Below are 17,339 nucleotides of genomic sequence, written 5' to 3'. Positions count from 1 at the left end.
ATATGTGAAAATATAGGAAAGCGGTCTCTTTCACTTCCGGACCTTTTATTAAATCCGTCTCAATATTTTTACAGCAGCTTGTCCACTTCGCTCATCAGCGCTTTTCCAAGTGCCTCGGACTTTGCGTCTGCGTCTTCTAAGGAAGTTCCCTTGATTCCATAGTAGAACTTGATCTTCGGCTCGGTGCCGGACGGACGGATGCACAGCCATGCGTTGTCGTTCATGTCGTAATAGAGCACATTGGAGGACGGCAGGCCGGTCGGGGTTACCTCGCCGGTAGCCATGTCGCGGATAATGTCGTTCTTGTAGTCTCTTGCGGAAAGTACCTTATATTCGCCGAAACCTTCCGGAGTGTTGTTACGGAAGTGCTCCATGATGGACTGGATCTTTGCCAGGCCCTCAATACCGGACAGTCCGATGGACTTCACAGCATCTTTGTAGTAGCCGTATTTCTCATACATTGCTACCATGGCATCCCACAGAGTCATGTTCTTGGTCTTGTAGTATGCAGCGGCCTCGCACAGGGCAACGGTTGCGGATACGGCGTCTTTATCGCGGGCATAGGTACCGATCAGGCAGCCGTAGCTCTCTTCCATACCAAACATATAGTGACCAACGCCGGTGCGCTCCTCTTTTAAGATCTGCTGGCCGATCCACTTGAATCCGGTCAGGCACTCTACCAGCTTGCAGTTGTAGGAAGCTGCCACTGCATCGATCAGGTTGGTGCTGACGATGGATTTGACAACCTCGCCGTCTGCCGGGATTGCGTTCTTTGCAGCCTTCTGGCTCAGAACATACTCGCACAGCAGGGAACCGGACATGTTGCCGGTCAGGGAAATGTACTTGCCGGATTTGGTATCCTTTACATAAACGCCAAGACGGTCTGCATCCGGGTCGGTTGCCAGAACCAGGTCTGCGTTCTTCTCCTCAGCCAGCTTTAAGCCGAGGGCAAATGCCTCTGCCGCCTCCGGGTTCGGATAGCTTACGGTCGGGAAATCGCCATCCGGAAGCTCCTGCTCCGGTACGACATACACGTTCTCAAAACCGATTTCTTTTAATACTCTGCGTACCGGGATATTTCCGGTTCCATGAAGAGGGGTGTAAACGATGGTGATGTCCTTCTGCATCTTGTCGATGGCATCCTGGTTTACAACCTGTGCTTTTACATGGGCGATGTATTTGTCATCAATCTCTTTGCCGATAACCTCGTAAAGGCCTGCTGCCATGGCATCCTCTGCGCTCATGGTCTTCACGGTGGACAGATCCTCAATGGCCAGAACCTCCTCGGTTACACCCTTGTCATGCGGCGGGGTAAACTGTGCGCCATCCTCCCAGTATACCTTGTAGCCGTTGTACTCCGGCGGGTTGTGGCTTGCGGTTACGTTAATGCCGGCAATGCAGCCTAACTCACGCACTGCAAAGGACAGCTCCGGAGTCGGACGCAGGGACTCAAATTTGTAAGCCTTGATGCCGTTTGCGGCCAGAGTACGTGCTGCCTCATCCGCGAACTCCGGAGACATATGTCTGGAATCGTACGCGATGGCTACGCCCTTGCTGCTTCCGCCCTGCTTGATGATATAATTTGCCAGGCCCTGGGTTGCGCGGCGCACCACATAGATGTTCATGCGGTTGATACCAGCACCGATAATGCCGCGCAGGCCTGCAGTACCGAACTCCAGATCCATATAAAAACGCTCTTTGATTTCATTCTCATCATGCTCGATTGCCTTCAGTTCTGCCTTTGTATCCTCATCGAAATATGGATTGGACAGCCATTCCCGGTAAATCTTCATGTAATCTTTCATAAAAATACTTCCTCCTGTGCTCCCTCGATATTTAAAACTGATTTTATTATACCTCAGCGCGAAAAAAAAAGGAAGATGAACCTGTCTGCGGAGCCTATTTTATTCTCGACAGAAATCGCCCTCTTGCCTCCTTTTGCGACTCCAGCATCTTTAATTTTTCCACATTTTTTTCCGGGATCCAGGCCTTGTTGGCATTGTAATAATAATTTAGCTGCTTCCAGTATTTTTCCGGGTACAGAAACAGAAAATACAGGTACTGCCGCTCCTTCGCGCCCATCGGCTGCACCGCATCGTAGGCATCCAGCATGGCGCCGCCCAGGTATTCATCCCAGCCATGTTTTTCCATGACCTTCCGCATAAACCGGTACAGATCACTCACCTGATGCCCCAAATGCATCTGGCTGAACTCGATAAACACCGCCTCCTGTTTTCCCGGCAGAATATGATGCTGGTCTAAATCCCCGTGACACAAAAAGAGCCGGTTTTCCGCCTGGTTCTGATCCAGCGGCTCCAGCCCTTTTTCTGCCTCCAGCGCCTGAGCATAATATGCGTCAAAGCTCTGCATGACACGTAACTCAAATTCGGTTTTCTTTCGTTTTCCGCGGATAAAATTCCGCACCCGCTTCATCTCCCGGCTATGGCGTGCCATCTCCTCCGACAGAGCCGGTGGCACCGTAGAACCAAAGCTCCATTCCTCCTGCCACGGAATTTCCTGTAGTCCCCGGTGAAGTACCGCGATCTGTCTGGTGCAAAACAGGATTTCCCGCCGGTCTCTGAGACTGCATTCCCGCTCGGAAAACCAGCGTTTCAGAATATACTTCACCCCGTCCGGCCCGGCTGTTACCAGTCCATCCTCCAGATTCCGCACATAACGGTCTGTCCGGCAGATGCCCTGCTCCTCCAGCTGTCCCAGCACCGCGTCCTCAAATTCCAGACGTTTTACCGTTCCCCGGTACTCTTTTAAAAGCCGGGGGCCGTCCGGATACTCGCAGATCCAGGCCCCCCGTCCGCGCCGGACACTCGTTACCTCTCCATCGTACTGCTTTAAAACCTCCAGATAGCTGTCGTTCACGCTCACCCCTCCACTTCATGCGCGGCGGTCCGGCAGAACATACAAAGCACACCTGCCGAACCGTTGTTACTCTCCAACCTATGAAAGGTTTTCAGGGATTATACGCCTCTGCAGCAATTTCCTATCTCTGTAAATCCACAAGAAGTTTAAGCAGCGTCTCTTTCTCATTATCCTGCGGCACCTTAAGCACATGCTCCAACAGTTCATGTAGCATGGTGCCCATCTCTTTGCCCGGCTTCACCCCGGCAGCAATCAGATCCTGACCCTTTACAGCAAGCTCTTTTAAGCTTAAACAGTCGCCGCGTTCCCGGATCGTGGTGACCAGATCTCGGATTTCCTGCCCATAACCATTTAACTCCATCAGACTGTCCCAGACCTCCGGCTCCATGCGGCTCATCATACGGCGCACCTCGGCCTCATCTGCCGCAGGGGCTGCATCTGCCCAGGTCACCAGCGTTTTCACCCGGGAGATAGTTTCATTATCCAGCTTTAAATCCCGAAGCACCCGCACTGCGGTTTCCGGACTGTTTCCACAGCGTAGAAAGGCTGCCCAGCGCACATATTTTTCTTTCGGAAGCGCCGCAGATACCCGGGCATTCTGCCAGTCCAGCGCGGCAAAGGCCGGTGACACATAGGTACTGATGCCGGTCTCATAGACTTCGCGGATCTTTTCCGGATGCTCAGAGCAGAGAAGCTTGGTCAGCTCCATCTGGATGCGCTCCTTGCTCACCTTGGCCAGATTCGGCGCGATCACGGAAATTGCTTCAAAGGTTTCTTTCTCAATCTCAAAATCCAGCTGGGCAGAAAAACGGATAGCACGCAAAATGCGCAGCGCATCCTCCGTAAAACGCTCCATGGCATTGCCCACACAGCGGATGCGGCGGGCTTTTAAATCTGCCACACCGTCAAAGGCATCCACAATCCCGGTCGCATGGCTGTAGGCCATGGCATTGATGGTGAAATCCCTGCGGCGCAGGTCTTCCAGAAGATCTGAAGTAAATTCCACCTGCTTCGGATGACGTCCATCCTCGTACTCGCCGTCAATGCGGTATGTCGTCACCTCATAACCGGTGCGGTCCATCATGATGGTTACTGTGCCGTGCTGGATGCCGGTGTCGATGGTCCGGCGAAACAGTGCCTTTACCTGCTCCGGCCTTGCGGAAGTAGTAATATCCCAATCGCCGGGTTTGCGTCCAAGCAGGGTGTCACGCACACAGCCGCCTACCGCAAAGGCCTCGTAGCCGTGGCTGTTTAAGGTATGAATGATCTGCTCCACATGGGCAGGAATCTGCATGCTGTTCATATCGTAAATTCTCTCTTTCCTGTTTGTTCCAACATTTCAGAATCATTATAAAGGTCATCCTGAAAAAAAACAAGAATGACTTCCGGATTTACAAACTGCGCTGCAAATTATATAATAGAGCCATTGCAGCAGCTGCGCCTCCCTGCGCAGCTGCCAAAACATGATTCAGAAAGGATTTTTACCATTGATTACAAAGCTTATTGAAATCGTTTATGCCTTTTTATGGGGTGATCTGTTTACCCTTCCGGTCATGGGAAGCTCTGTGGGCATCTCCCTGATGCTTCTGCTGCTCATTCCGGCCGGAATCTACTTTACCATCCGCACCCGGCTGCTTCCGCTTCGCCTGTTCTCCGACATGATGAAAGCCCTGAAGGAGAAAAAAGAGACACCGGACAGCCTTTCCTCGCTCCAGACGCTCATCATCTCCACCGCCACCCGGGTAGGTATGGGAAACCTGGTAGGCGTAGTTGCCGCTGTCTCCCTGGGTGGTGCCGGTGCCGTATTCTGGATGTGGGTGACTGCCCTTCTGGGTGCTTCTACTGCCTTTGTAGAAGCTGCCCTGGCTCAAAAATACAAAGAACCGGACCCTCTTTACGGCGGCTATCACGGAGGACCGGCTTACTACATTCACCATTTTGTTGAAGCAAAAACAGGAAAAACCCTCAGACATTCCCTGACTGCCTCCCTGTTTGCCATCTCCGGCCTGATCTGCTGGTGCGGCATCAGCCAGGTAATCAGCAATTCCGTAAGCTCTGCCTTTGCCAATGCATTCCGGGTTCCGCCCATCGTCACCACGATCCTTCTGGTATTACTGGCTGCAGTCATTGTGCTTCGGAAAAACGCAACCATAAAAGTTCTGGATATTATGGTTCCCATCATGGCGGTTGGTTTTTTCCTGCTTACATTGTTCATCATTCTGGTCAATCTGCCAAAGCTTCCGTCCGTATTCAGCCGTATCTTTTCAGAGGCCTTCGGCATGCGTCAGGCAGTATCCGGCGGTTTCGGAGCTGTTCTTATGAACGGGGTCAAGCGCGGCCTGTTTTCCAATGAAGCCGGTTCCGGCTCCGCTCCCTGCGCGGCTGCCGCCGCCCAGAGCAAAGATCCGGTCCGTACCGGTCTGACCCAGTCGCTTGGTGTTCTGATTGACACCATTGTAATCTGCAGCTGTACTGCCATGATCATGCTGCTGGCCCCGGAAGAACTGACAAGCGGCCTTACCGGCATGGATCTCTTGCAGACTGCCATGCAGTACCACCTGGGATATGCCGGTGTCATTTTTATTGCAGTAACCCTGGCTTTGTTCAGCTTCTCCACCTTCATTGGCATTCTCTTCTACGCCCGTTCCAACGTGGCATACCTCTTTGGAAACCGCTGGTGTTACCAGACTGCCTACAAGGTGCTGGCTCTTATCATGCTGTTTATCGGTGGTCTTGAGCAGTACACGGTTGTCTGGGATCTGGGTGATGTCGGGATCGGACTTATGACACTGTTTAATATCGCGGTGCTGTATCCGATGTCAAAGGAAGCACTGGAACTATTAAAGCAGTACGAAGAAAACAAAAATCTGTAAGTATGAAAACAAAGGCTCTGTACTCCCTTTCGGAAAGTACAGAGCCTTTGTTGTTTACAACACACCCACAATCCTCAGGGAACACCAGACCAGAAGCAGTGCCATAACTCCATTCATCAGCCTGTAATGACTGCTGTAGCCGCGTTTCAGCACATTCCCGGCAAATGCCCAGATCAGATTTCCAAGCGCTCCCAGAATCATCAGATACACCGCAAATGCAAACAGCATGGGAACTCTGGTTTCATAAGGCAGGATGTACGCAGAAAACATGGTGAGTCCGTAGATGATGATCTTGACATTGATCATCTGAAGGAAAAATCCCATTTTCCAGGTAGGCTTCTTCTCTTGTACCTGATCCGATGGAGGAAGCCTGCGCCAGGTCTGCCAGGCCAGATACAGGATATAAGCGGCGCCCAGATATTTCATGACTGGCTGAATTCCGGGAATAATGCTTCCAAGCGTACTGCAAAACAAGCCTGAAAGGCACATCAGCGTCAGGGAACCGCTCCAGATTCCGATCATAAAACGCAGATTTCCGCGCACGCCATATTTACTGGCATTGGAAAGCAGCAGGATGTTATTGGGTCCCGGCGACCATACGGTAAGAATGGCCGAAAGGGTCATTTCTATAAAAACAGATAGAGACATGGCATCGCTCCTTTAAAATTTTTCTCTGGCAATCCACTCCCGCAGCCTTTCCGCCACGCGCTTTACCAGCCCATGGTCTTTCCCATTCGCGTTCACACCAATCACCACCGGACCTTTTTGCACAATAGCCGGGAACTGGAAATCGCACTGGGTCTGATCTCCTGCATGGTTGACCGGAATGTGGCGTTCATGACAGAGCTGTACAATGTGGTCGTTTACCGCCGGATCATCGGTGGCTGCAATGACGAGGAAGAACTGGTTCAATTCCTCTAGATCCTGCTCGCAAAACGCGTGACGCTTCCAAACCAGACGCCCCGCTTCCGCAAGTTTCCGCACCGGAATTGTTCTGCATTCCCAAGGAGATTTTTCACCTGCGGCGCATTTGTCTGGCTGTGCATACTGCTCCAGCACAGAATCCCCTACAGCCGTAAAGCTTTTCAGCTCCGCAGCATGGTTCACCTGCACTCCGCTGCCTGCCTCCGGCGCCATCACCGTCACCTTCGCGCCAAATTCTACCAGTACCGTGGCGCGCCGGGCCGCAATGGCCCCGGCACCCACGATCAGCACCTTTTTATCCTTCAGATCTATAAACAACGGAAAGTTCAAAGCATTTCCTCCACATCCGCCTGGATCACCGCCGCGATTCCTTCCGCCGTGTACTCCACTGCGTCCGCGTATACAGGAAGTCCAAGCTTCTCCATAGTCTTTGTAGTGGACGGACCTATGGAAATGAGCTTTGCCGTCAGATGCTCCCGCTGCTCCGGCTCCAGCATGGCAGCGAGGGCCTGGGCGGCAGAACTGCTGGCCACGGTCACATAGTCCACTTCCTGGATTGCGCGGTTCAATTCTTCCTGACGGCGCAGGTCTGTCCAGGTCTCATACAGTCCAATATCATCATAGGCGATTCCGGCTTCTGCCAGTGCCTCCGTCAAAACCCGGGATCCGTTTTCCGCCCGGAATAATGCCACCTTCTCCCCCTGTTGCAGGGTTGGAATCCATTCAGCCGCCAGATCAGCCCCGGAAAACTGCTCCGGTACAAAGTCACTCTGGAAGCCATGCTGCAAAAGCGCATCGGCCGTCTTTCGGCCAATCACGGCAAACTTGACCCGCATCAGCTTCCGCAGATCTACGCCCTGCTCCCGAAGCAGGGTAAAAAACAGCTCCACACCATTTCCGCTGGTAAACACGATCCACTGGTAGCTGCCAAGCTGTTTTAACGCTTCCGTGATCCGCTCATTCCAGAGCGGACGCACCTCAATCAGGCTTAATGCCACCAGCTCTGCCCCCAGTGGATGGAAGGCCTCTTCCATCTCCCGAACAAAAGCTCTGGTTCCCGTTGCCAGCACCCGCTTTCCAGACAGTATGCCCCGGCCAAACCAGGACAGAGTATCCTTTAACCCAACCACCGGACCGACTACGGAGATAGCCGGGGTTTTCAGTCCGGCTTTCTCTGCCGCTTCCGCGATGTGCTCCAGATCTGCCTTCACACTTCTTTGGGCCGCTGTGGTTCCCCGCTCCAGCACCGCTGCCGGAGTCTTCGGATCTTTTCCATTTGCGATCAGGTTTGCGGCAATCTTATCCAGGTTCTTCAGTCCCATCAGAAAAACCAGCGTTCCCTCTTCCTTTGCAAGGGTCTGGTAATCCAGCGCAGAACTCGTCTTATTGCCATCCTCATGGCCGGTGATCACATGGAAGGAGGAGGCCAGTCCCCGGTGAGTCACCGGAATTCCTGCATAAGCAGGAACACTGTAGGATGAGGAAACTCCCGGCACAATCTCAAAGGGAATATCCATTTTGGATAATTCCAACGCTTCCTCACCACCCCGCCCGAAGATAAATGGATCACCGCCCTTTAAGCGCACCACAGAATGGCCTTCCAGCGCCTTCTCCACCAGCAGGGCTGAAATTTCCTCCTGCTTCATATGATGGCTGCCGGAGCGCTTGCCTGCGTAGATCAGCTCCGCGTCCAGCCGGGCCTCATTCAGGATCGAGCCGGAAATCAGGTTGTCATATACGATCACATCTGCCTTCCGCACACAGTCCAGCCCCTTTTCCGTAAAGAGACGGGCATCTCCCGGCCCTGCGCCCACCAGATAGACCGGTTTGCAGCGCACCAGAACAGCCAGGTCGTGAGCCAGCCTCTTTGCGGCTGTAAGCAGTGTACTTCGCACAGATTCCGATACATCATCCAGCGCCATCTCACTGTTCCGGTATTCCGGATGCACACCGTCCCTCGCGTACATCACATGCATGGAAAGCCTGCTCCCCTCTGCATCCAGTCGACAGTGTGCTCCGCAGGGCGCGTTGCATCCGCCGCCCAAAATAGTCAGAAATTCCCGCTCCGCAGTCAGTTCCGCCTCAGTCTCCACGGAATGAATGGCCTTCATGACTTCTCCCAGTTCTCCCTGACGGATCTCTACCGCCAGAATGCCCTGCCCGGCCGCCGGAACAAACTGTTCCATCGGCAGATGCTCAAAGTGCAGGGAACCATCCGCCCCTGTCCCGCACTGCCCGCCAGACAGCTCTGAACCTGCCCCTGCTGCCAGATTTTCTCCACAAATTCCCAACCGCTTCAGTCCCGCCGCCGCCAGCAGAATCCCGTCATATTGCCCGCTCTTTAACTTCTCAATCCGGGTCTGTACATTGCCCCGGAGAAGCTTTACCTTCACCTGGGGATTCATCTGCCGGATCTGGATCTGGCGGCGCAGGGAGCTGGTACCAATGATGCTTCCCGGTGCCATGTTTCTGACCGGAGTTCCATCCGTGGTCACCAGCACATCGGAAGCGTCCTCGCGGGAGAGAACTGCCCCCAGGGCCAGCCCCTTCGGAAATTCCATCGGCATATCCTTGGCACTGTGAACAGCCAGGTCAATCTCCCCCCGGAGAAGCGCCTCCTCCAATTCCTTCGTAAATACTCCTTTTCCTCCAAAGCTGGTCAGGGAACGGTCCAGAATCTGATCGCCTTTTGTGCTCATAGGCACAATTTCGACTTCTAAAAATGGAAAATGTGCCAGAATTTCTTCCCGCACAATTTCTGTCTGAACCATTGCCAGCCGGCTTTTTCTTGTACCGATCCGCAATGTGTTATTATTCATTTATACTTCCTCATTTAATAATCCAAGTTTCTCCATGGCATACCAGATGCCATCCTGCTCCACGGTTTTGGTCAGGAAGCTGGCATACGGCTCCAGCTCAGGGCTGTGTCTGCCCATGAGTACCGCATTCGGCACATGCTCAAACATGGCAATGTCATTGGTGCTGTCACCAAAAACATAGGCATCCTCCAGAGTCAGGCCGTAGTTCTCCAGTACCACATCAATGGCCGTGGCCTTGGTAAATCCTTCCGGAACACACTCATAAAAGCCCTCGCCCCGGTCAATCACCGCAATATCCAGATCCAGATTCCGAAACAGTCCTGTGCGGTCACTCTGCTCATCCGTCAGAAGGCAAAACTTGTTGACCTCGCCACATACTGCTTCCGGCTCCAGCCATTCAATGGTATTCCCGAAGTTTTTTCGCAGCTGCTGCCCAAAGGGCATACGTCCAAATTGGCTGCAGTAATAGCAGACCCCCGGGCCTTCCAGGAAAATATCCGCATCGGAGTCCACCGCAAGCCGGGCAATCCGCTGTACCTGTTTTACCGGCATCAGCCGGTTTAAAATCGTTTTGCCCTCAGACTCCACGTAGGTTCCACATCCGCAAAGCCAGCCATCTACCTCGGCAATATTGCGGACCTGATCAATTTCTCCATAAGAGCGTCCGGTATTGATATATACCAGATGCCCCAGAGAGCGCGCAATGGAAATTGCTTTCTTTGCGCTCTCCGGAACCGTCTTTGTCACCTCGCTCAGCAGGGTGCCGTCGATATCAAAAAACAATGCCTTTCTCTTACTCACGCTTCGTCTCCACGGAAGACAATGGTACCGGTCTTCTCGTCCATGCTGTCCACAATCGCAAGGGACTCCAGACGGATTCCCTTGGAACGGATGATGTCTCCGCCTACCTGGAAGCCCTTCTCAATGACAATACCAGCGCCCACCAGCTCTGCTCCGGATTCCTCAACTACAGCGGCCAGTCCCTCCAGCGCCTTTCCGTTTGCCAGGAAATCATCAATTAAAAGAACCTTATCACCCTTTCCAAGAAACTCTTTGGACACGATAATGTCATAGACACGTCCATGGGTATAGGATTCTACCTTGCTGGTATAAACATCGCCTGCAATGTTCTTGGTCTGGGTTTTCTTTGCAAATACAACCGGCACATGGAACTGCTGGGCTACCACGCAGGCAATGCCGATTCCGGATGCCTCAATCGTAAGGATCTTGTTGATCTCACAGTCCGCGAATCTGCGCTTAAACTCCTTGCCGATCTCTACAAAAAGATCGGTATCCATCTGGTGATTCAAAAAACTGTCCACCTTTAAAACGTTTCCTGCCTTGATCTTGCCATCTTTACGAATTCTGTCTTTTAAGAGCTGCATCTGGATATCCCCCTTGTATATTCTGGTATTTTGTGTTTGGATTCTGTGTTTATTTCACAACAGCATTGCTGCCGATGAATTCTACTACTTTGTAAATCAGCGCAGTCTGGTCTACCATATCCTCGCCGTAAGTATCCTGGAGAGTCTTTAAGTCTGTGCCATAATTCTCCGCAAGACTTTCGCGATCCGCATCCTCTACGGTAAGTCCCTCTTTTTCTGCTACCGCATCAATCAGAAGCTGCTGTTTGATCGCGTTTTCTGCTGCCGTATGTAAGGTTTCCTTGAACTCATCCTCGGTCTGGCCAATCATCTCTGCATAGCTCTCCATGGTGAAGCCATAGGAAGAGAACATATTCTCATAGTAGGTAAGCTGATTGTTGTACTGCTGCTCAACCGCTGCTTCATTTAAGCTGTACTCAGAGTTGTCTACCGCTGCTGCAAATGCGTCATCCTCAACCTGCTGTGCCGCACTCTGCTCCTTCTCTTCCTGAAGGGCAGCCATGGTATCTGCCTTGAACTCATCTACTGTGGAAAAATCTGAAACGCGCTGCACGAAGGCGTCATCCAGAATAGCGTTTTTCTTTTCTTCGATTTTGTTTACCGTAACATCAAATACAACTGCCTGTCCGGCCAGATCCGCATTGCCGTAGTCTTCCGGGAAAGTCAGGTTTAAGCTGCGCTCCTCTCCTACATTTGCGCCAATCAGTCCATCCTCAAAGCCATCAATGAACGCGTCAGAACCAAGCTCGAGGTCATATCCCTCTGCCGTTCCGCCGTCAAAGGCTACGCCGTCCTTCATTCCGACATAATCAATGTTAACGGTGTCACCGTTCTGCGCCGGACGGTCTGTAATCTCCGTGATCTCCGGATTCGCCTGCAGAATACTTGCGATCCGCTGGTCGAGTTCCGCATCTGTCACGGTGGTATCTTCCTTTGTTACTTCAATTCCCTTATACTGGCCAAGTTTCGTCACTTCGCCTTTATCGGTGATCTCAGCTTCTGTTGTCTCGGCCGCTGTGGTCGTCTCAGTTGTATCAGACTTTTTTCCACATCCTGCAGCCAGCATCACTACTGCCGCGCAGCAAAGAATCAGTCTCACATTTTTTTTCATAAATGTCTTCCTCATTTTGTCTTTCTCATTATTTCCTACAGTTATAGCATATTGCCGCTGTTAAAAAAAGCATTTCCGCGTAATTTCATAAAATTTTATAAATCATTCCATTATTTGTAAAAAGCGCAGAAGGCTTTGTATGTATTGTATACATCCAGCTTGGAAGAAAGCTCAAATGGCGCATGCATGGAAAGGATCGGCACACCAAGATCTACCACATCGATGTTTAAATGAGCCACATATTTGGCAATGGTTCCGCCGCCGCCCTGGTCAACCGCGCCAAGCTCGCCGGCCTGCCAGTACACACCTTCCGCTTCCATGATACCGATGACCTTCGCCATGGTCTCCGCGCTGGCATCGTTCGATGCGGACTTGCCCCGGGCACCGGTATATTTGGTCAGCACACAACCCTTGTTGATGTAACAGGAGTTATTCGCCTCAAATACATCTGCAAAGGTCGGATCGTAAGCCGCGTTTACATCGGAAGACAGGCACAGGGCATGCTCACACAGATCCTTTGCATCTGCTCCCTGCATCTGGGCCAGGCGTTCCAGATAGTGCTTTAAGAAATCGGAATTCATGCCGGTGTTGCCCTCGGAACCAATCTCTTCTTTGTCCACCAGAGCTGTAACCGTGGTGTACTCCGGTGTCTTTGCCTGCATTTCTGCCATCATGGCAGTGTAGGCACAAATACGGTCGTCCTGTCCGTAGGCACCGATCATGCTGCGGTCCAGGCCAACATCCACAGCCTTGTGGGCCGGAACCATCTCGATCTCAGCACGATAGAAGTCAGCCTCCGTAATGCCATATTTCTCATTTAAAAGCTTTAACGCCATCAGCTTTACCGGCTCCTTCACGCTGTCATCCACAAACGGAACAGAACCGATGATGACATTGAGTTCCTCGCCCTTTAAGCCTTCGCTTAACTTTCTCTCGTTCTGCTTTGCAGCCAGATGCGGAAGCAGGTCGCTGACACAGAATACCGGATCACCCTCCTGCTCACCAATGGAAATCTTCACAGTCTCACCATTTTTCTTAATCACAAGGCCGTGCATGGCAAGGGGCGTGGTGCCCCACTGGTACTTGCGGATACCGCCATAATAGTGGGTCTTAAAGTATGCCATGTCACTTTTCTCATAAACCGGATTCGGCTTTAAATCCAGGCGAGGGGAGTCAATGTGGGCACCGTTGATGCGTACCCCCTCCTTCACCGGTCTCTGGCCAAAGGTGGTCATGATGACAGCCTTTTTGCGGTTGATAAAGTATACCTTATCCCCCGGCTGATACTCTTTCGCAAAGTCGATGGCGGTGTAGCCTGCTGCCTCCAGACGCTTCACAGCAGCCTCCACGCACTCACGCTCTGTCTTTCCTTCATTCAAAAATGCCTTGTATCCTTCGCAGAAAGCCGTTGCTTCATCCACCTGCTGCGGTGCCTCTTTCCCGATGTGCGGGAAATGGAACGTCAGCTGTTCCTCCAAAAGCTTCCCTGCGGATTTTTCTTTCTCACTCATAATTCATTCTCCTTTTGCGGCCTGGTACCTGCTCAGGCCAGACCGCCCTTTTTCTATCGTATCCGGCCCTGCTCCATCAGGAAACGATTCCGTTTTCATCGGCATTCAGTACCAGGGTAAAGGGGCCGTCATTTAACAGTTCCACCTTCATGTCAGCGCCAAAGCTTCCGTGCTCCACCTTGGGAACGTACTGACGGCAGCGCTCTACGAAGTATTCATAAAGCCGGTTTGCCTTATCCGGCGCGCCTGCCTTCACAAAGCTTGGACGGTTGCCCTTGTGGCAGTCAGCATACAGGGTGAACTGGCTCACCACCAGAAGCTCCCCGCCAACGTCCGTCAGGGAAAGGTTGGTTTTTCCGTTCTCATCCGCAAAGATCCGCAGCTTGCAGATCTTGTCAGCCATCTTATCTGCCACAGACTCATTGTCCTCGTCCGAAACGCCAAGCAGAATCAGGAATCCATTTCCAATGGCTCCTATGACCTCGCCGTCTACTTTGACACTGGCCTGTGTCACTCTCTGTAAAACTACACGCATGGTTGTATCTCCTGTAACTCTCTTATTCTACCGAAGCACCAGCTTCAGATATTCAAACAGCGACTCCGTTGCCTCTTCCCGGTAAACGATTTCCCGGGCCAGAACCGGCCGGTCCGTGATGATGCCATCCACCCCCAGAAGAGTCAGACGCTCCAGTTCGCTTTTAGTATTCGCCGTCCAGGCATAGACCGCTTTACCCTGTTCATGGGCGTTCTGCATCAGCGCAGACGTCACAAACCCGGAACGGATGCTGATGAAATCCACATCCTCACTGGAATAAAAGTTTCCGTAGGCCGCGGAAATGATATATCCGGTACGAATCTCCGGCAGAGCCTCCTTTACCCGTTTTAAATAAGACAGGTTTGTGGAGGTGATCACGCACTGGTTCTCCATGCCATATTCCCTGACCATCTCCGCTGTTTTCTCCGGCAGTTCACTGTTCTTTCCTACATATTTGATTTCGATGTTCAGGCTGGTTTTCTGACTGCACAGCTCCAGTACCTCGCTTAAAGACGGGATGCGGGTTCCCGCATATTCAGAAGAAAACCAGGAACCCACATCCAGCTTTTCCAGTTCCTCAAAGGTCATAGACGCAATAGACCGGTTCACGCCCGCCACCCGCTTTAAGCTGGCGTCGTGCCCCAGCACAACGACTCCGTCCGCTGTCATCTGGACATCAATCTCGACACTGTCTGCCATTTCTTCCACAGCAGCCTCAATTGCCGGAATGGTATTCTCCGGAGCAGTTCTGGAGCTGCCCCGGTGTGCCGTGATCTCCGTCTCAATCAGGAGTTCCTCAGAAAGTTCCGAGCCATTGCGGACCAGATCATAAATATAAAACAGGCCCACGCCAACCACAGCCGTCAGGATGACTGCCATGGTTCTGCGATTCATGCTGCCTCTGGCCGGATAGCCAAAATCCCAGCGCTCTGTGTGGAACCTGCGGTTTCCATACTGGTAATACGCCACAGACAGCGCCGCGTATACCGCTACGGTTGCCAGCATGGAGGCCAGATATATGATTCCGGTCTCCAGCCGGTCTGCCGAGGACAGAAGCACTGCCATGGCCAGATTCTGCCTGGAAAAACGCACCACACAGAGCGCGGCAGCACACACAGAAGCCGCATATACTGCCACTGCAAGCAGAATCACTGCCAGTTCCCAGAACATGGCAAGAGAAGAAATTTTCCACTTGCGTTTGTGGGTCATCTGCCAGCTGCGCACAACACCGCTGTGAAAATGCTTTTGTTCAATCATACAGCCATAGGCCGTAAGGGACCGCGGAATCACCGCCAGAATTCCGAATATCAGCAGGACCACCAGGAATGCTACGGCCACCGGCTGTTTTTTCAGTTCCTGAAAAATAAAATTTGCCGGTTTGTAGCGCACAATGGTCCGCATGATAAAGGGCAGATAAATCAGCAGATACTGGACTGTCAGAAACAACGGCAGCCTCCAATTGCACTTTATCATCTCATCCTTTAGCTTCTGCAGGCCGCCCCACAGAATATGCAAAGGGGTCAGCTTCTGATAATAGGCTGACCCCTGAAATGCGGTAATCAGGCCGGCCGTCTCCAGTGACAGGATCAGAATCCCGACAAAAGCCACAGCGGCAAAGATGAACAGCGTTACCGGCCGTATCAGGAAATTTCCAATATTAGCCGGTGTCAGATAGCTGTACCCTGCCGCCCGCAGCGCAAGCCGGATTCCGCGGCTGACAAGCCGCATATAGACCGATGTTGTGATTCCACGGTATAGAAGTTCGAACAAAAGAATATTTTTCCAGTTCTGCCGTATGATCTGCCAGGTATCTTTTGTCAATATCTTCATAGATTACTCTTTCGGTTCCGGTTCGTCCTCCTGGGCCCTCCGGGTCTCCAGGATTGACTGGTTCAGAGAAAACATCTTTGCGTCCAGCATATCCACCATATCGGCACATGCCTTCAGCTCCGCCTGCAATGAGTCCGGACCGCTTCCTTCAAACTTGTAATAGATCTTATGCTCCAGGCTGGCCCAGAAATCCTGCGCAATGGTGCGGATCTGGATTTCCACCTTGGTCTCCACCGGTCCTTCTGTCAGATAAATGGGGATGGTCACCACCATGTGATAGCTCTTGTAGCCATTGGGCTTCGGCTTTCGGATGTAGTCCTTTACATAGAGAACCGTAACATCCTTCTGGCGCGCGATCATATCCGCGATCTGGTAAATATCCTGGTTAAAGGAACAGATGATGCGGATACCCGCAATGTCACTGAGCTTCTCCACCATATTCTCAATGGTGACCTCGTAGCCATTGCGCTTCATTTTCTTGACAATGCTGTCCGGAGTTTTGACTCTGGATTTGATGTGTTCGATGGGCGTGTGCCCATACATATGAATAAACTCTTCGTTTAAGATCTCAATTTTTGTGTTGATTGCCTTCAGTGCTGATTCGTACAGAAACATAACGGAATTCCACTGATCCAGCTGACTGTAGGCATTTGGGATATATACCAACCGCTATCCCTCCTTTGATTGATGCACCGCAGCCGGATAAAAATTGTTAGAACTTCAGGCCTTTTAACAGTGCTCCCAGTCCGGTGGTTGCCTCACCGGTCTCTTTGTAATCGAATTTTTCTACCGGCTTCTCCGGCTCGCCGTCTGCAGTCAGTGCCTTCATGCTGAGGCTGATCTTGCCGTCTTTTACACCGGTGATCTTTACGGTTACGTTCTGTCCCTCTTTTAATACCACACCCGGATGTTTGATGCGCTGGTTGCTGATCTGGGATACGTGTAACAGTCCGCTTAACCCGTTCTCAAGATTTACGAATGCGCCGTAATCCTTTAAGCTGTCTACAGTACCGTTCACAACAGAGCCAACCTCAACGGAAGCAAGCTTCTCTGCGCGCTCTGCTGCCTTCTTCTCCTGAAGGACTGCTCTTGCAGACAGAACCAGTCTCTTTTTCTCCATGTCTACGGTGATCGGAACCACCTCAAGATGCTGGCCAACCAGGTCTTCCAGCTTTTCAATATAGTGGTCTGCTGCCTGAGATGCCGGGATAAAGCCCTGGATGTCATCTACATATGCAACCAGACCACCCTTGACTGCCTCTTTTACTTTTACCTTTAATACAGTCTTGTCTTCCATCTGCTGAGCAAGCTCTGCCCACTTCTCTGCGTCCGGGCCTTCCTGGTCCTGATATGCGTTGTTGCGGCGTGCGTCATATTCCTTATAAGATGCCTCCAGCTCGCTGGCAAAATCTTCCATTGTTTCTTTTACTTCACTCATGATGTTTACTCCTTTTCCCGTTCCCTCTGGGAACGT

Annotated in this window: 15 protein-coding genes; 1 reads left to right on the top strand and 14 read right to left on the bottom strand. The window is 51.9% G+C overall.

All coding sequences use genetic code 11. From position 1 onward, the window contains the following. Positions 1–68: 68 nt before the first annotated feature. The 3 genes from DWY84_RS06005 to DWY84_RS05995 all read right to left on the bottom strand — a co-directional run bounded on the left by DWY84_RS06005 (position 69) and on the right by DWY84_RS05995 (position 4,180). Positions 69–1,805, bottom strand: coding sequence for a phospho-sugar mutase (locus DWY84_RS06005; RefSeq protein ID WP_118531732.1), 1,737 nt, complete (start codon positions 1,803–1,805; stop codon positions 69–71). A gap of 94 nt (positions 1,806–1,899) precedes the next feature. Next, complete coding sequence (locus tag DWY84_RS06000; protein WP_118531731.1) at positions 1,900–2,877, bottom strand: spore coat protein CotS; 978 nt, start codon at positions 2,875–2,877, stop codon at positions 1,900–1,902. A gap of 121 nt (positions 2,878–2,998) precedes the next feature. Further along, entirely contained in the window at positions 2,999–4,180 is a 1,182-nt protein-coding gene (locus tag DWY84_RS05995; protein ID WP_347560776.1) for a CCA tRNA nucleotidyltransferase, read from the bottom strand. A gap of 160 nt (positions 4,181–4,340) precedes the next feature. On the opposite strand from DWY84_RS05995, the gene DWY84_RS05990 reads away from it, so the two are divergent. Further along, entirely contained in the window at positions 4,341–5,750 is a 1,410-nt protein-coding gene (locus DWY84_RS05990) for an alanine/glycine:cation symporter family protein (RefSeq protein WP_347560775.1), read from the top strand. A gap of 54 nt (positions 5,751–5,804) precedes the next feature. On the opposite strand, the gene DWY84_RS05985 is transcribed toward DWY84_RS05990, so the two are convergent. The 11 genes from DWY84_RS05985 to DWY84_RS05935 form a co-directional block, all read right to left on the bottom strand. Further along, the gene (locus DWY84_RS05985; RefSeq protein WP_118531730.1) at positions 5,805–6,398 is read right to left on the bottom strand and encodes a LysE family transporter; all 594 of its coding nucleotides are present in this window, start codon (positions 6,396–6,398) and stop codon (positions 5,805–5,807) included. Positions 6,399–6,410: 12 nt separating this feature from the next. Next, entirely contained in the window at positions 6,411–7,004 is a 594-nt protein-coding gene (locus tag DWY84_RS05980; RefSeq protein WP_178716286.1) for a bifunctional precorrin-2 dehydrogenase/sirohydrochlorin ferrochelatase, read from the bottom strand. After that, positions 7,001–9,493 (bottom strand): hydroxymethylbilane synthase, encoded by a 2,493-nt coding sequence (hemC, locus tag DWY84_RS05975; protein WP_118531727.1) that lies wholly within the window; start codon positions 9,491–9,493, stop codon positions 7,001–7,003. Before hemC ends, DWY84_RS05980 begins: the two co-directional genes overlap by 4 nt. Continuing rightward, positions 9,494–10,294 carry an HAD hydrolase family protein gene (locus DWY84_RS05970; protein WP_118531726.1) on the bottom strand — a complete coding sequence of 267 codons (801 nt, stop codon included), beginning with the start codon at positions 10,292–10,294 and terminating at the stop codon, positions 9,494–9,496. It lies immediately after the preceding gene. Then, positions 10,291–10,878: a xanthine phosphoribosyltransferase gene (locus tag DWY84_RS05965; RefSeq protein WP_118531724.1), complete on the bottom strand. Its 588-nt coding sequence runs from the start codon at positions 10,876–10,878 to the stop codon at positions 10,291–10,293. The genes DWY84_RS05970 and DWY84_RS05965 overlap by 4 nt, the downstream gene beginning before the upstream one ends. Positions 10,879–10,927: 49 nt before the next feature. Beyond that, entirely contained in the window at positions 10,928–11,989 is a 1,062-nt protein-coding gene (gene tig, locus DWY84_RS05960; protein WP_178716285.1) for a trigger factor, read from the bottom strand. A gap of 110 nt (positions 11,990–12,099) precedes the next feature. Further along, positions 12,100–13,500, bottom strand: coding sequence for an aminopeptidase (locus DWY84_RS05955; RefSeq protein ID WP_118531722.1), 1,401 nt, complete (start codon positions 13,498–13,500; stop codon positions 12,100–12,102). Positions 13,501–13,576: 76 nt separating this feature from the next. Beyond that, positions 13,577–14,035 carry a D-aminoacyl-tRNA deacylase gene (gene dtd, locus DWY84_RS05950; protein ID WP_118531720.1) on the bottom strand — a complete coding sequence of 153 codons (459 nt, stop codon included), beginning with the start codon at positions 14,033–14,035 and terminating at the stop codon, positions 13,577–13,579. 27 nt (positions 14,036–14,062) lie between these two features. Next, the gene (locus tag DWY84_RS05945; RefSeq protein ID WP_118531719.1) at positions 14,063–15,865 is read right to left on the bottom strand and encodes a glycerophosphodiester phosphodiesterase; all 1,803 of its coding nucleotides are present in this window, start codon (positions 15,863–15,865) and stop codon (positions 14,063–14,065) included. A 3-nt stretch (positions 15,866–15,868) separates the two neighbouring features. Beyond that, complete coding sequence (locus DWY84_RS05940) at positions 15,869–16,531, bottom strand: GTP pyrophosphokinase family protein (protein ID WP_118531718.1); 663 nt, start codon at positions 16,529–16,531, stop codon at positions 15,869–15,871. 46 nt (positions 16,532–16,577) lie between these two features. Beyond that, positions 16,578–17,303: a S1 RNA-binding domain-containing protein gene (locus DWY84_RS05935; RefSeq protein ID WP_118531717.1), complete on the bottom strand. Its 726-nt coding sequence runs from the start codon at positions 17,301–17,303 to the stop codon at positions 16,578–16,580. Positions 17,304–17,339: the final 36 nt, after the last annotated feature.

The organism is Clostridium sp. AF27-2AA (assembly GCF_003478505.1).
GTDB lineage: Bacteria > Bacillota > Clostridia > Lachnospirales > Lachnospiraceae > Brotaphodocola.
This window is presented reverse-complemented; position numbering and strand designations above follow the sequence as displayed.